General features: G+C 37.5%; 16 protein-coding genes and 2 pseudogenes. 13 read left to right on the top strand and 5 right to left on the bottom strand.

All coding sequences use genetic code 11. The features are described 5' to 3' along the window. Positions 1-103: 103 nt before the first annotated feature. The 5 genes from ZPR_RS08665 to ZPR_RS08645 all read left to right on the top strand — a co-directional run bounded on the left by ZPR_RS08665 (position 104) and on the right by ZPR_RS08645 (position 4,043). A complete protein-coding gene (locus ZPR_RS08665) occupies positions 104-385 on the top strand; it encodes a helix-turn-helix transcriptional regulator (RefSeq protein WP_009779547.1) in 282 nt (93 codons plus the stop codon). A gap of 130 nt (positions 386-515) precedes the next feature. Next, complete coding sequence (locus ZPR_RS08660; protein WP_009779546.1) at positions 516-1,421, top strand: hypothetical protein; 906 nt, start codon at positions 516-518, stop codon at positions 1,419-1,421. Positions 1,422-1,424: 3 nt separating this feature from the next. Beyond that, the gene (locus ZPR_RS08655) at positions 1,425-2,201 is read left to right on the top strand and encodes a hypothetical protein (protein WP_009779545.1); all 777 of its coding nucleotides are present in this window, start codon (positions 1,425-1,427) and stop codon (positions 2,199-2,201) included. A 7-nt stretch (positions 2,202-2,208) separates the two neighbouring features. Then, a complete protein-coding gene (locus ZPR_RS08650; protein WP_009779544.1) occupies positions 2,209-2,919 on the top strand; it encodes a hypothetical protein in 711 nt (236 codons plus the stop codon). Positions 2,920-2,930: 11 nt separating this feature from the next. Beyond that, on the top strand, positions 2,931-4,043 hold the full coding sequence (locus ZPR_RS08645) for a DUF4238 domain-containing protein (RefSeq protein WP_009779543.1): 1,113 nt from the start codon (positions 2,931-2,933) through the stop codon (positions 4,041-4,043). Positions 4,044-4,117: 74 nt separating this feature from the next. Here ZPR_RS08645 and ZPR_RS08640 read toward each other — a convergent pair whose 3' ends face one another. Both ZPR_RS08640 and ZPR_RS08635 read right to left on the bottom strand, forming a co-directional pair. Next, complete coding sequence (locus ZPR_RS08640) at positions 4,118-4,531, bottom strand: DUF6691 family protein (RefSeq protein WP_013071261.1); 414 nt, start codon at positions 4,529-4,531, stop codon at positions 4,118-4,120. Positions 4,532-4,533: 2 nt separating this feature from the next. Further along, positions 4,534-5,091, bottom strand: coding sequence for a YeeE/YedE family protein (locus ZPR_RS08635; protein WP_009779541.1), 558 nt, complete (start codon positions 5,089-5,091; stop codon positions 4,534-4,536). A gap of 380 nt (positions 5,092-5,471) precedes the next feature. Here ZPR_RS08635 and ZPR_RS08630 point away from each other — a divergent pair, with 380 nt between their 5' ends. From ZPR_RS08630 to ZPR_RS08600, 8 genes and pseudogenes are all read left to right on the top strand, one after another. Beyond that, positions 5,472-5,792 carry a hypothetical protein gene (locus ZPR_RS08630; protein WP_009779540.1) on the top strand — a complete coding sequence of 107 codons (321 nt, stop codon included), beginning with the start codon at positions 5,472-5,474 and terminating at the stop codon, positions 5,790-5,792. A 129-nt stretch (positions 5,793-5,921) separates the two neighbouring features. Further along, a pseudogene (locus ZPR_RS08625) lies at positions 5,922-6,320 on the top strand (DoxX family protein). A 4-nt stretch (positions 6,321-6,324) separates the two neighbouring features. Continuing rightward, on the top strand, positions 6,325-6,747 hold the full coding sequence (locus ZPR_RS08620; protein ID WP_009779538.1) for a sulfur reduction protein DsrE: 423 nt from the start codon (positions 6,325-6,327) through the stop codon (positions 6,745-6,747). 26 nt (positions 6,748-6,773) lie between these two features. Further along, a complete protein-coding gene (locus ZPR_RS08615) occupies positions 6,774-8,417 on the top strand; it encodes a bifunctional metallophosphatase/5'-nucleotidase (RefSeq protein WP_009779537.1) in 1,644 nt (547 codons plus the stop codon). A 10-nt stretch (positions 8,418-8,427) separates the two neighbouring features. After that, positions 8,428-9,051, top strand: coding sequence for a TlpA family protein disulfide reductase (locus tag ZPR_RS08610; RefSeq protein ID WP_009779536.1), 624 nt, complete (start codon positions 8,428-8,430; stop codon positions 9,049-9,051). Between the two features lie 145 nt (positions 9,052-9,196). Further along, a complete protein-coding gene (locus tag ZPR_RS23585; protein WP_201765810.1) occupies positions 9,197-9,829 on the top strand; it encodes a protein-disulfide reductase DsbD domain-containing protein in 633 nt (210 codons plus the stop codon). After that, entirely contained in the window at positions 9,780-11,210 is a 1,431-nt protein-coding gene (locus tag ZPR_RS08605) for a protein-disulfide reductase DsbD family protein (RefSeq protein ID WP_456243144.1), read from the top strand. Before ZPR_RS23585 ends, ZPR_RS08605 begins: the two co-directional genes overlap by 50 nt. 55 nt (positions 11,211-11,265) lie before the next feature. After that, positions 11,266-12,693 carry a bifunctional metallophosphatase/5'-nucleotidase gene (locus tag ZPR_RS08600; RefSeq protein ID WP_009779534.1) on the top strand — a complete coding sequence of 476 codons (1,428 nt, stop codon included), beginning with the start codon at positions 11,266-11,268 and terminating at the stop codon, positions 12,691-12,693. Here the strand turns inward: ZPR_RS08600 and ZPR_RS08595 are convergent. The 3 genes and pseudogenes from ZPR_RS08595 to ZPR_RS08585 form a co-directional block, all read right to left on the bottom strand. Continuing rightward, complete coding sequence (locus ZPR_RS08595; RefSeq protein WP_009779533.1) at positions 12,680-13,318, bottom strand: class I SAM-dependent methyltransferase; 639 nt, start codon at positions 13,316-13,318, stop codon at positions 12,680-12,682. The genes ZPR_RS08600 and ZPR_RS08595 overlap by 14 nt on opposite strands. After that, entirely contained in the window at positions 13,315-13,734 is a 420-nt protein-coding gene (locus ZPR_RS22935; RefSeq protein ID WP_009779532.1) for a methyltransferase family protein, read from the bottom strand. Before ZPR_RS22935 ends, ZPR_RS08595 begins: the two co-directional genes overlap by 4 nt. Before the next feature lie 59 nt (positions 13,735-13,793). Further along, a pseudogene (locus tag ZPR_RS08585) lies at positions 13,794-14,275 on the bottom strand (Dps family protein).

The raw sequence follows: 14,275 nt of genomic DNA, 5'->3' as shown, positions 1-14,275 counted from the left end.
GTTGTCCAGCACTTTCTATTTAGCATATTTATACCTTTAGTTTCTGAATTCTACTATAAGAAACTACGCGCTTTATAGAGTTCAACATATTGAACTAATTGTTATGGATATTATTGAAATTCAAGAAAAACTCGATAGAATTGAGCGTTTGTTGTTAGGCTCTAAACAGGTGCTTACTCTGGACGAGGCTTGCGAGTACACCGGAATTTCACGCAGCTATCTATACAAATTAACTTCTGCCGGAATTGTTCCCCACAGCAAGCCAAATGGCAAACTCATTTTTTTTGATATCAATCGCCTCAATGAATGGTTGCTTCAGAACAATCGAAAATCTAAGTCTGAGATTCAAAATGAAGCGTTAAGTTACATCTTGAAAAAAAGATAAAATCAATAATCCCATCTGTAGCTTCTATATTCTTTTGTATGTAATTGTTTACCAACTGTGAACATCTTCGACTGAAATTTTAACATTTCTGATTTTCATTCCGCTACCTTTACCACCATATAATTTGCATATGGTTTTAAAGGTCAAATGGATAGATTTCAAAAGTCAAATCGATAAATACATAATTGAGGGCGAAGTCCTTCTTGAAAAATATAAGTCTTCAAGAAGCGAAGAAGAATTTACCGAATTAAAAGATGCAAAGCAGTCTTGGGAAAATACTGTGATAAGCTTCGTTAAAAAATCTTTTGAGCCGGAACATATTAATTTCGCTTATGAGTTCAGAGCTCAGAAAGGCTATAATCTGGGAATGAAATTAGGGGTTGACCAAAAGATAAAAAACACTATTCAGGCCCTAAAGGATGAAATAAACGGGCTTAACTACTACCTGAAAATTCTTTTTATTTCAGATGCCATTGTGCGACCTGATGAAATTGATTTGAACGAACGTCAAAATCTGGACACCGACGGCATACTCGACCTTATTCTTTCAAAACTATACGACCTTTACAAAGATGGAAAATACCATTCTTTAAATTTGATTCTTGAAGGTAACGGTGTAAAACTAAATGGTCGTAGCGAAGATTGGGATTATGGAAGGATGCTCGAAAATCGGGGATTCATTGAATGTATGAACGGCAGAAACGTAAATGCCAAACTAAAATTAGAAGGTAAATATGCCATAGAACAGGCGAGAAAAAGGCAAGTTACAGACTACTCAAAAATTAGCAGTTCTGATGAAGAACTAAAGGAACTGATAAAACAAGTACTCTCAGAAATTGAAAAATTAGGTTATGGTCAACAGATTATTTTCGATGAATTTGATGAGCTACGTGAAGATATTCCGAACCTTGACAAAAAATCATTTGGTCAACTTCTCAAAGCTAAATTATATGATTTGGTAACTCAAGAAGCTTTTGATAAAGCTATTGCCAGCGAAATATTCAAGCAATTTACTGACCAAATATTGCCATTTTAGCAAATGAAGCTATTCGCATCAATAAGAAATAGTATCAAGGCTTTTTTTCGCAAAAAACCACAGCCTGAATATGAAGTCACAGAATTCGTGATTTCAGATATTCGGCAAATAGACGGTTCATCAAAAATTTCATTTTTTGTAAATAATACTGAGTCTGATGTAAGTGTGACCAGAACCTTTGAAAATGAAGACGATGTTATTAATTGGTTAATGAGCAATGATAATTTTAAACAAATGTTATACAGAAAGCTATTTTCATCATCCTCTGTCATCCATCATTGTGGCGTAAAAGAACCAATTACTGAACCTAAAAAGAAACCTGGCGATATTGATATTCTTATTTACAATGCAGGCGATGAAAGTAATGCAATTGGGATAGAATGTAAAATAGTAAAATCAGAATCCTTAGAAAATCAATCGCCGAAAATCAACAAGATTACAAGCGTTCAGAAAAAAGGAACAAAGCAAGCAGATGGATACATAAAGATAGGTTTTAGTAAGGTCTTTTTAATGGTCATATTGCTGGACGATGGCAGGCACTATAGAAACCAAAATTTCGTATTCAGAACAACACCGACTGATAAATTGAAAGAACTCTATGACTTCGACTGGAACACAAAAATGAATAAGGAAGTTGGAATAATCTATGCCTATGTCAATCAACTTACATCAAACCATATTAATCAGACGAAAGGTCTGGGTATAAGGATTGAACGAGAAGCTAAAGAAAGAATTCAAGATAAAAGATTAACTAAAAAAATTAAAAACCTTAATTACTAAGTATTAGTTGAAGAAAGAAGGAATTTGCAGAATTTGCGGTAATTACGGAAAACTTACGTTTGAGCACGTTCCACCTCAAAGCGCCTTCAATTCTAAACCTGTATTATTTCAAAAATCTGTTCATATACACGACAAAAACAGTTATTTATACGGTAAGAAAATTCGAAGTAATCAAGGTGCAGGTGGCTATTACTTATGCAAATCTTGCAACAACCTTACAGGTAGTTACTATGGGGACAGCTACAAGAAATTCGCCTATAAGGGAATGATGGCGTTGACCAATCGAGTTTGGGCATCAAGGGTCATCACTTTTGAATACGCCATACAACCTCTTAACGTCTTGAAGCAAATATTGTCTATGTTTATGGCAATTGACACCAGTGACCAACTGCTACATTTAGAAGGGCTTTCAAGCTTTCTATTGAATAAAGATTCACAAACATTTCCTAAAAATCTAAGAGTTTTTATTTATCATACATCCACAAAACAAGTTAGGAATGGTTGGGGAATGGCAAGAACCAGCAAAGGGTATCATTATCTTGGTGAAATAACCTATCCGCCTTTCGGGTTGGTCTATTCTTTAGACTCTGAGCCAACGCGCGATGATTTTTTTGAGATTACAGATTTCAAAAATTATAAGTTCAACCAAACTGTTCAAGGCAGGTTGAGCATACCGTTTCTTACACCAAAAACCTATATTCCTGGCTTGTACAATTAAGTTTTAAAGATATGGCCAAAAACGAACCAATAAAACAGCATTACATTCCTCGCTCATACCTGAAAAATTTTGGCGTTGAAGGAAAAAACGGCAACTATTTTGTTGATGCCTACAAGTTAGAAGATGAATTTCTGTTGAAACAAATCAGTACAAAAAGTATTTGCTTCAAAAAAAATCTTTACACAATTCCGAATGCTGAAGTAGATAGAAAATACGATTTAGAACATCACTATGCTGAACACGTAGATTCAGAATTTCCCAAAATATATAAATTGCTCGTTGATGAAAATGTGAAAGTATTGACCCCTGAGCAAAAGAGACAGGTATTATACGTGTGTCTATCCCTTTACTTTAGAACACCAAGATTTCTTAATCATCAAAATGCCTTTACAGACCAAATTTTAGATAGAATGACATTACACGCCGATGAAAAAGGCGATGTGAAATTTACGTTCGAAGAAGAAAGGCACGAGTTCAATATGAAGGATATTGATAAAGTTAGACACGAATTTAAAGAGCGAAACAGAATTAAATTCTTGGTGCAACATTTAGAAAAATGGAAAGAGTTTGTGGACTTCAAATATGATTGTACGATAAATGTACACCGAATCAATGACAAAAATGCACCATTGATTACCTGTGATAATCCAGTTTCTATCCGCGGTATCAAATCAACTCGATTCGAAGGTCTTTTCAATCCTGACTCTGTAATAACTTTGCCTTTAGATACTCAATATTATTTGGAAATTTTCCCTAACAATATCGCTGACGGTCAAACCAGAATTCATAGAATGGTTCACGATAGGGATTACGTTTTTACTACAAATGCAATAGTTCAGAGTAATGCCGAGAAGTTGATAATTGGAAAGCCAGGAACAATAGAAACTCATTTCAAAATTCAATCAAGTTATGAAGACGCTGAAAATGCAGAAGAATTTGTTGCGAAAGCAAAATTCAAATTAGAACAGATGCAAAAGTTCGATTTGCTTTGCAGAAAAAAAGGGTTTACTTCTAAAGAAGCAATCAGTCAACTCAAAAAAATGTTAAGCCATAAATATTTTAAAGATGAAGATCAACTCATTAATTTAAAAAGACTTTTGACAGCAAGTGGTCATTGGCATTAATTAAATTGAAGGAAACCGTAGAATAGTAGAACATAGGTAAACTCTTGTTGATTAAATAATAAATTTTAAGCGATTTAATGCGGCAACATATCCTTAACCAAGCCATATAAAAAAGTCCCTACGACTGCTCCAACAATCACAATCAAAATAGAAACGTATCCTGCACCTATCAGTACATACATAGGTCCTGGGCAAGCACCTGCAAGCGCCCATCCCAGACCAAAGATAATCCCACCTATTAAATATCGAGCAACGCTTTTATTCTTAGGTTTGAGACTCATTTCGCTACCATTCAAGGTTTTGATATTCTTACGTTTTATGACTTGAACGCCAAGAATTCCGATAACCAAAGCTGAACCTATTATACCATACATATGGAAGCTGCCAAACTGGAACATTTCATAAATACGGAACCACGAAGCTGCTTCGGATTTGAACATTATGATTCCAAAGAAAATACCAATGGCCAAATATGTGATGTATCTCATTTTTAAAAGATTAAAGGATAAATTAAATGTATCATTACCAACCCACCGATGAAGAAACCTATGACAGCTATAAGTGAGGGCAATTGCAGATTGCTCAATCCGGAAATTGCGTGTCCCGATGTACAACCTCCTGCGTATCTTGCCCCAAAACCAACCAATAGGCCACCTATTAACAATACCACGATGATAAATGGGTCACTCAATGCATCTGTCGCAAAAATTTCTGGCGGCAGATAACTTTCGCCTGCACTATTTATTTGATAATCATCTGAGAGTTGCTGTGCGATTTCAGGATTGATTTCTACCGTATTGTCGCTCATATAGTTTGAGGCTAAAAAACCACCAATAATTGCACCCAATACGACCATCAGGTTCCATCGCTCTGCTTTCCAATCGAATTTAAAGAAATCTGCTGCTTTTCCTGCTCCAAGGGCTGCACAGGCCGTGCGTAGGTTTGATGACATCCCAAATTGCTTTCCTACGAGCAATAAAACTAACATCACAAAAGCAATAAGAGGTCCCGCTACATACCACGGCCAAGGCTCATATATCCAATTCATTTTAATTAATTTGAAGCAAATATGATATTTTTACGAAAGTGATTCTGTAACAATAGTTACAGAAGTGATGATTAATTTCAGCTAACTTATAAAGTAATAGAGATAATACGACTAAAAAACTTAATTTCAATATTACTTTATATAATTAATGTATATAGGAATATTTTTTATGGGCATTAGGCATCGGCCGTTATAAGTGTGGGCTTTCTATTTTAATTATTTTGGTGTTTTAGGATTAGAAGTGGAATCTTTTTAATAAAAGCATAAGATTTTTCTTACTTAGGTAACAAAGGTTACATATCGGCTTTACACTTTTCTTTATTTTTGTCATAATTGTGAAAGCTAAAACTTACATACCAATTTTACTTACATTCATTTTTATGGCTAAACTTATTGCCGTGGATGCAAATGCTATGGGCTTTATTTTTGATAGTGGTATGACAGTTGTCAAGCCATTTTGCAAAAAGAAAAATTCCCCTAAGAAAATTAACAATGCAGAGGATTTTTCAATTTCTCAAAAGGACGTATCCAATTCGCAAGTTTTAATTCTTAGCAGTCTTTGTAACCCGCAGTTTCAATTTGAACTGTTCTCTTGGGAAACAAGTTTTTCAGAAAACATCGCAACTATCAGCGAGCATTTCCCTTCCAACCTAAGTTATCACTATTTAGATAACGATTCACCACCACCTCGTTTGGCTTAGTCCAACTCCCATTTTCAAAATTTAAAGTCGGTGCTTCCGTAATGGTTCTCTGTATCCATAAAAATATGACAGGATGAACTATTACGGACAGTCACCGCACAAATCAAAACATTTTAAATATCATTTACAATGGCGACAAAAATTTTAATCAGTCGTCGTTCCATTCAGCTATTGCGCATAATGGTAAGTGGCATTTTTCTCGTAGCAGGTTTAACCACCTTGTGAATGTAGAAAAAACTGCCCAGCGTATAGAACAAGCAAGCTTTAAAGGTATCGCGCTTTTTTTTTGGCGAACCTCAATGGCTTGTAATCCTATCCGGTATCGTAATGCTTGTAGCAGGCTTCCTGTTTCTAATCGGATACAGGACAAAATGGGCGGCTATTGTATTGATGGCGGTCTTAATCCCCATCACATTAACTATTCAAGTGGGTCAAATAACAACGCTTGGACCTTTATTTAAAAATATAGCAATCTTCGATGGACTTCTTTTTTTTGTATTGAACGACACCAGTAATCTTCTAAAATAAAAAAATGAAAACGTATTTATTAAGTTCAATTCTTTTGGTGCTAACCCTGTTCAGCATAAACAAAACACAGGCACAGCAAATGGACAACGACACAAACAATTATGTGGTACTGACCAAAAAAGTGCCTCAATTACAACCCATAATTCTAACCGCCGAAGCCCTTAAAGCGGAAGAAGGCGATGCCTTTGGCGATTTTCAAGTCATCATATGCGGAAAGGAAATAGGCGATATCACGAACGTTGAAAAAATGGGCAATTTTATTGAAAAAGCCGAAAAAGCAGGGGTACACATTATAGCTTGCGGTTTCTCACTGAAAAAGTTTAAAGTCGATAAAACAAAAGTCCCTAAAAAAATTGAGGTTGTCGATAACGGAATTCTTTACAATTTTCAACTTCAAAAAAAGGGATATAAAAGCATTAGCCTATAAGAATCTAAAAAGCAAAATTTACAACTATGAAAATTTTTAATAGAGTTTTGCTGATGATAATATTGATGGCACCGGTTGCTTGCAAAACAGAAAAATCAAATAAAATGGACAGGACCGGCACAGCGAAGGATACTTTGAGTATTACCGTACTTCAAACAGCCGATATCCACGGGCAACTCGACACACATCCTGAACTGTTCTGGGAAAACGAAGAGATCGTGTTTAAAGACCGTGGAGGACTTGCCAATATCAAAACTCTTTTTGAACAGGAACGCCAGAAAAATCCAGACCGCACCATTATCATTGATGGTGGCGATTTGATTCAGGGCAGTGGTTACACAGCGCTGTCAGAAGGGAAGGTTATGCCGGAACTTATAAAAAATATGGGCTATGACGTTATCATTCCTGGCAACTGGGAAGTGGTGTACGGTAAAGATGTAATGATGGATGCAATGAACGGTTATGAAACAGATGTCATAGCCCAAAATATGTACCACGAAGAAAGTGACGAACTTTTGTTCCCAGCTTATTCCGTCAAAGAAATAGAAGGCGTACGCATAGGGTTTATGGGTATTAATGACCCGGACGTACCCGTGCGTCAAAACCCAATTTTCAGTAAAGGTATAGGATTCAGTGGTTTGACTGAAGATTTGAGAAAGCAAGTGGACACTTTTAAGGTTAATGAAAACCTTGACGCACTCTTTTTGGTAACGCATATCGGTATTTTCAAACAGGTGGAACTTGCTAATAACCCTATTTCAGAAAATGTGGACTATATATTGGGAAATGATACCCACGAGCGTGTGCGAGAACCCATTCAAGGTAAGTACGCTAAAGTCACCGAACCTGGTGCATTCGGTTCTTTCGTTGGTAAACTGACACTTCATTTTATTGACGGCAAATTAGTGGGTGACGAATATGAACTTATTGACGTTGACCCAGAGGTCTTTCCTGCAGATGAAGAAATTCAATCTTTGGTGAACAAGGCCAAAGCACCTTACAAAGACCATCTGGAAACAGTGATAGGATATACTACAAAACCTCTCTATCGATATCTTACCGTAGAGAACCCTATGGACAATATGATTACAGATGCGGCTCGCTGGAAGACGGGTGCAGACATATCTATTTCAAACGGATTTAGGTTCGGTAACCCAATAGTTCCCAAAAACGGTAACCCTGCACCCATTACGCGCGCAAATCTGTGGAATTTACTGCCCGTGAATGAAAAGGTGAAAACAGGAAGAGCTACGGGAAGACAGATAAAGGACTGGCTGGAAAAAGAAATGCACAACGCATTTGCGCAAGACCCGACCGAACGATTCGGTGGTTGGCTGGTACGATTTTCAGGAATGAAGGTCAACTTCAACAGTCAAGATGAAAAGGGTCAAAGAATCAATAGTATAACCGTAAACGGCGAACCAATGGAAGATGATGAATATTATACCATTTCGGCCTGTGTACGCCCTGGCGACCCAGTTGACAACCTTTGCAGGATGTCAGGTGTTGAGGATGTTGAAGTAAAAGACTATACCATTCACGATGTGGTAGAAGAATATCTTCAGGAAAACTCGCCCGTTTCACCAACATTGGAAGGTAGGGCGTATTGCGATTATCTGGGACAGTATTCTTTCTCAACCGTGCCTAAAACTGATTACGAATTTCAATAAAACTTTAATGATGGAAGAGAACCAAAAAGACAAGAACATTAAAAAAACCTGGATTCAGTACGGGATATTTGCGATAGTGGCCATAACACTTTACGCCACGGGTTTACATACCGAAGTTATAGGTTTTGTGCAACGTGGGCTGCTCGCAACTGGCTTTATGAATCCAGATGTAGAAGTAATTGCACAAAATAATAGTGATGTAGAAACTGTTGAGAGTTCCGCTTTCGCGAAAGCGGATTATAACTTAAAACTGCGCGATGCTAAAGGAAATGTTGTATCGCTGGAAAAGTACAAAGGCAAGGTCATCTTTTTGAATTTTTGGGCCACGTGGTGCCCACCTTGTGTGGCAGAAATGCCGAGTATCGAAAAATTATACAAGGATATGGGGAACGACGTAGTCTTTGTAATGCTCTCCTTTGACAAAAATTTTGAAACGGCCAAGGCCTATATGGAGCGGAAGGACTATGGACTACCCATTTATGAGCAAGCTGGCCCTATGCCCGCTGTTTATGAATCGACCGCGCTGCCTACTACGTATGTGATTGATGCTGAAGGAAACATTGCCCTTACACATAAAGGTATGGCAGATTATAACAATGAAGAATTTAGGGAGTTCCTGAATAGTTTAAAATAGATTTTGTTCTGAAATGGGGATGGATTCTTACCAATGCCCATCCTTTTTCGGAGTAACTAATAATATATAGCAAAGTATGCGATATCATAAACTAACGATTGTATTTGTCCTTGCTCTAATCAGTCATTTTGGGCATTCGCAAGTTATGGAAGTCCCCAAATGGAATGTGGAAGTCCAAGAAAATAATATTGTTGAAGGTGATACAATAACCGTGTTTTTCGAGGCTAAAATTCCGGAAGATTGGTATATGTATTCAAGCGACTTTGACCCAAAACTTGGGCCAATGGTTACGGAATTCAATTTTTACGAAAACGAACAATTTGAGCGACTGGGAAATGTTGAAGCCATAGGGCAAAAGAAAAAATATGATGAGCTGTTTGAGGGTGAGTACACCTATTTTACAAAAAAAGCAAAATTCAAACAGCGATTTGTTATCCATTCAGAAAGTCCTGATATTAAAGGGCTGGTTTCCTATCAGATATGTTCAGATGTCAATGGCCAATGTATTCCCTTTGAAAGTGACGTTGCTGTATTTAACAATGTTCTCAAAAAACCATTAGATACGGCCAAGAGCGATGCCGATGCCTCGACACCTATGGTCCTCGAAGCCTTTGACAATGATTTTGAGACCACCGAGACGAGGACAGGGTTTATCTTTTCTTTTGACATTCTTTTTCATATCCTTTGGCGCAGGTCTAATAGCATTACTTACGCCTTGCGTGTTCCCAATGATACCGATGACGGTAAGTTACTTCACAAAATCCAATACGAGTCGTAAGAAGGGAATTGCCTATGCCATTTTGTACGGCGTTTCCATTATAGCGATTTACACTATCGTTGGTACTCTATTTTCGGTATTGTTTGGTGCAGATTTCGCTAACTTTTTAAGTACGCACTGGATCCCAAATCTATTTTTCTTTGCGATCTTCATAATATTTGCGCTTTCCTTTTTTGGTCTGTTTGAAATAACACTGCCCAATAAATTTGTTAATAAAATAGATTCAAAATCGAACAAAAGCGGTGTGCTGGGTATCTTTTTTATGGCATTTACTTTGGTTCTGGTCAGCTTTAGCTGTACTGGACCAATTGCTGGAACTATTCTGTTACAAGCCGCTAATGGCGATACTATACAACCTATTGTGGGAATGCTGGGCTTTTCCCTGGCGTTTGCATTACCCTTCACACTCTTTGCGGTCTTCCCAAATTGGTTAAAATCTTTACCTAAAAGTGGTGGTTGGTTAGATACCGTTAAAGTGGTACTCGGTTTCATAGAATTAGCACTGGCATTAAAATTTTTCAGCATTGTGGACCAAGTTTACCATTGGGATATATTAAACCGCGAGGTTTACCTTGCCTTATGGATTGTTATATTCGCTTTTCTTGGGTTTTATCTCTTGGGGAAAATCACATTTCCTCACGAACAAAAACAACAGAAGACATCGGTAGGCCGTATAATTTCGGCATTGTTGGTTTTCAGTTTTGTGGTTTATCTTATCCCAGGTTTAGTAGGTGCGCCCTTAAAAGCATTGGCCGGTTATATGCCTCCGTTAAGTTCACAAAGTTTTGTGATGAACTCACCTCAAGTCACTTCCATTTCCAACAATACGATGAAAACCGCAGAATGTGGAGTGCCGAAATACGGAGACCTGCTAGAATTACCATTGGGTATTCAAGGCTATTTCGATTATACTCAAGCTTTAGAATGCGCAAAGAAACAAGATAAGCCGCTGTTTATAGATTTTACCGGTCACGGTTGTGTAAATTGTAGGGAAATGGAAGCAACTGTTTGGTCTGATCCAAAAGTACTTAAAAGGCTAAAGGAAGATTATGTTGTCGTGGCACTTTATGTTGATGAAAAGACTGAATTGCCCGAAAAGGAATGGTATGTTTCTGCTCACGATGAGCGCTTGAAAAAAACCATAGGAGGCCAAAATCTTGATTTTATGATTCAGCGGCTCAATGCAAATGCTCAGCCCTATTATACTTTGGTTGATACAAATGGTTCTTTATTAAATGCGCCAAAAGGATATGATTTGAGTGTGCAGAACTTTGTTGAGTTTTTAGACAATGGTCTTGAAGAATTTAAAATTAGAAACACAAAAGACGTTTTAGTGAACAGCGATTCCGAAGGTGTAAATCATAACCCAATTATAAATTGATCGTAACCAATTTCGATAAAACACAAAATGTCATTAACACTAGAAGATTAAATTGATGAAACTAAATGTATTGTTTATAAACGACGTGCACGGATACCTTGCACCACATCCCGAACTTTTCTATGATGAAACCGGAGAGATTATTGAGACTGCGGGTGGTTATGCAAGGATTGCCAGCGTAGTGAAAGCCATCAGAGAAGGAAATCCTAATACATTGCTCTTTGACGGTGGCGACACCTTATACGGAACAAAACCTATTGTAGCTTCAAACGGTATGGCTATGGTTCCTATTTTAAATGCTCTTAATATCGATGCCCTGGTGGGACATTGGGATTTTGGTTACGGACCAGACCAATTAGAGAAAATCAATAAGCAGTTAGATTTTCCTATGCTAGGTTGCAATGTATTCACCATAGACGGTGATCATTTTTTGCAACCCACGGCTATGTTCGAAAAAGAAGGTGTGAAAATTGGCGTTGTGGGTCTTTGCTCGATGATTATCGATAAAGTGATGCCGGAGAAGATGAGCAAAGGTCTCCAATTCACTTCTGGGGTGGAAGAGGTTCCGCATCATATTAAAGAACTAAAAGCCAATGATGCAGCTATTATCATAGTGCTATCCCACAATGGCTTTCCCCAAGATGTTGAACTACTCAAGAGAGTTGACGGCATTGATATTTGTTTGAGTGCCCATACCCACAACCGGATTTACAAGCCCATTGAAGTCAATGGTGCAAAAATTGTCCAATGTGGATGCCACGGCGCCTTCGTTGGTAATTTTACAATTGAACTTGAAGATAAAAAAATCAAAATTTGCGATTATGAAATGCTCAAAGTGGATGATTCCATACCCGAGAACGAAGCGATGGCACAACTCGTGAACAAGTCACTAGAGCCTTATGAAGATATGCGCAATAAAAACATAGGACGTACAAAGACGGTATTGCATCGGTATAATACCCTTAACTCCACTATGGATGAATTGTTACTAAAGGCCACAGCTCACGCTACTGATACCTCAATTGTATTTTCCAACGGATGGCGATACGGTGCACCAATTCCTGTAGGATCTATAACTGAAAATGACCTGTACAATATCGCCCCTATGAATCCGCCCCTTTCTACCGTAGAGCTTACGGGCAAAGAAATAAAACAGATGCTGGAAGAGAACCTTGAGCGTACTTTCTCTAGCGATGCATTTAAACAAATGGGCGGCTATGTGAAACGCGTTTTGGGCCTGCAAATCAATATGCGCATAGAAAACCCTACCGGACATCGTATCCAAGAAATATATTACAATGGCAAGCACCTTGAAATGGATAAAACATATAGGGTTAGTTTCATCACTATACAGGGCGTCCCCAAGAAATATGGAAAAAATAGAATAGAACATCCTCCAAAAGCGGTGGAAGCTATGAAGATGTATTTAAAAGTACATCCAGATTTTAATTCTGACCCAATTGGAAGCTTTAGATTGGTATAAAGGATAAATGGTTTTTAAACATCTTATTTATTCCTACAAAACGTATGACTTCAGCTTTTCCCTTATGGAAATTTCCCTCGGAAAGTTGGATGGTTACTTCCTTCAAAAACTCAAATTCTAATTGTGGAAACTCCTCCTTGATTTCTTCTACTGAAAATAACATTGCTTCATTTTTGGGGCCACCAGATGGGTTTCCCAGTTGCGCTTTCGCAAACGCTTCAAAAATCACAATGCCTTCAGGTTTTAAATACTGTAACAAGTGCTTGTGTGCTTTATTACGAATAGACGCGGGAAAATGAGCGTAGGATAAACCGATAACATCAAATTGTGTCTCACTCCGAAATTCCAAAACGCCTGTAAGTTCGTACGTTATGGATACTTTCCGCTCTTTCGCCAAACGCAAGGCCTTTGCCCTGCCTTTCTTACTAATATCAAAAGCGGATATATCCCAACCTTGGGAAGCGGCATAAACCGCATTACGGCCTTCGCCTTCGGCAGGAAGCAGTATATTTCCAGATTTAAGTTTGTCGAGCTGTTGTTTAAAGAATCTGTTGGGTTTAGTACCGTATCTATATTCATCAGCACCGTACATTTTGTTCCAGAAATCGGCTGGATATTCTTTCATAAAAATCTTCTCGTTTTTTGTTGATACTGCCTGTATTCGGGAAAGTGTTTCAATAACAACTTTTCTTCATACTTTGATTTGAAATAAAACAGGATGAGCAATGTAATAGATATTAGTGCCTTATAACTCGACTGATTGTAGAATGCATATCCCAATCCACAAAAAATCAAGGCGGTGTATATAGGGTGTCTCGCAATCCTGTAAGCACCTGTGGTAATCAATGTTCCGTTTGAAGTTGGTGTTGGGAAAGGCGAAAGATTTGTATTGAGTTGAAGCAACGCAACTGCCCCCAAAATCACACCTAAACACAGTAAAACCAAACCCGAATAGCGTAGCCATTCGGGAAGGTGTGTAGAAACTATTTTTACCGGTAAAAGATATATGACGAACAATGACAATTGTATTGCTACGTACATATAATCTCGATATGACGGTTTATTTTTTATCAATTAACTTTTTAATTAAAATATCAATTTTAATCCAAGAAGGATGAAAGCATCCAAACCAGTTTTTCTTGCTGAACAATATAATCGCTCATCAAAGCAACAGTACCTTCGTCATTGGCTTCGGAAGCCATATTTAATGTAATTCTTTCTTTTGCCAGCAATACCTTTAAGGCTTCAAGAGAACCTTATCAACTGCTTGTTCGCCATTGGTAATATTTTCGGCAGGTTTTATTTCGGAAATCTTAAGATATTTTCTAAACGAATGAACGGGCGTTTCGCTCAAGGTAAGAACACGTTCTGCGATTTCATCTATTTTAAGTAATGCATCGTTATAAAGCTCCTCAAACTTAAGATGTAACTCAAAGAATTTTTTTCCTTTGATGTTCCAATGAAACCCTCGTAGGTTCATATAAAACTGCTGATAATTTGAAAGCAATTCATTTAGCTTTTCAGCAATGATTTTTGATTTATCTATGTCTAATCCTATGTTGTTTTTGCTTATAGTTTCCAT

The organism is Zunongwangia profunda SM-A87 (assembly GCF_000023465.1).
In the GTDB taxonomy this organism is placed as follows: domain Bacteria; phylum Bacteroidota; class Bacteroidia; order Flavobacteriales; family Flavobacteriaceae; genus Zunongwangia; species Zunongwangia profunda.
This window is presented reverse-complemented; position numbering and strand designations above follow the sequence as displayed.

Coding starts and splice junctions, on each gene's coding strand:
- ZPR_RS08665 (WP_009779547.1), top strand. CDS start 104: ATGGATATTATTGAAATTCAAGAAAAACTCGATAGAATTGAGCGTTTG.
- ZPR_RS08660 (WP_009779546.1), top strand. CDS start 516: ATGGTTTTAAAGGTCAAATGGATAGATTTCAAAAGTCAAATCGATAAA.
- ZPR_RS08655 (WP_009779545.1), top strand. CDS start 1,425: ATGAAGCTATTCGCATCAATAAGAAATAGTATCAAGGCTTTTTTTCGC.
- ZPR_RS08645 (WP_009779543.1), top strand. CDS start 2,931: ATGGCCAAAAACGAACCAATAAAACAGCATTACATTCCTCGCTCATAC.
- ZPR_RS08640 (WP_013071261.1), bottom strand. CDS start 4,531: ATGAGATACATCACATATTTGGCCATTGGTATTTTCTTTGGAATCATA.
- ZPR_RS08635 (WP_009779541.1), bottom strand. CDS start 5,091: ATGAATTGGATATATGAGCCTTGGCCGTGGTATGTAGCGGGACCTCTT.
- ZPR_RS08630 (WP_009779540.1), top strand. CDS start 5,472: ATGGCTAAACTTATTGCCGTGGATGCAAATGCTATGGGCTTTATTTTT.
- ZPR_RS08620 (WP_009779538.1), top strand. CDS start 6,325: ATGAAAACGTATTTATTAAGTTCAATTCTTTTGGTGCTAACCCTGTTC.
- ZPR_RS08615 (WP_009779537.1), top strand. CDS start 6,774: ATGAAAATTTTTAATAGAGTTTTGCTGATGATAATATTGATGGCACCG.
- ZPR_RS08610 (WP_009779536.1), top strand. CDS start 8,428: ATGGAAGAGAACCAAAAAGACAAGAACATTAAAAAAACCTGGATTCAG.
- ZPR_RS23585 (WP_201765810.1), top strand. CDS start 9,197: ATGGAAGTCCCCAAATGGAATGTGGAAGTCCAAGAAAATAATATTGTT.
- ZPR_RS08605 (WP_456243144.1), top strand. CDS start 9,780: ATGATACCGATGACGGTAAGTTACTTCACAAAATCCAATACGAGTCGT.
- ZPR_RS08600 (WP_009779534.1), top strand. CDS start 11,266: ATGAAACTAAATGTATTGTTTATAAACGACGTGCACGGATACCTTGCA.
- ZPR_RS08595 (WP_009779533.1), bottom strand. CDS start 13,318: ATGAAAGAATATCCAGCCGATTTCTGGAACAAAATGTACGGTGCTGAT.
- ZPR_RS22935 (WP_009779532.1), bottom strand. CDS start 13,734: ATGTACGTAGCAATACAATTGTCATTGTTCGTCATATATCTTTTACCG.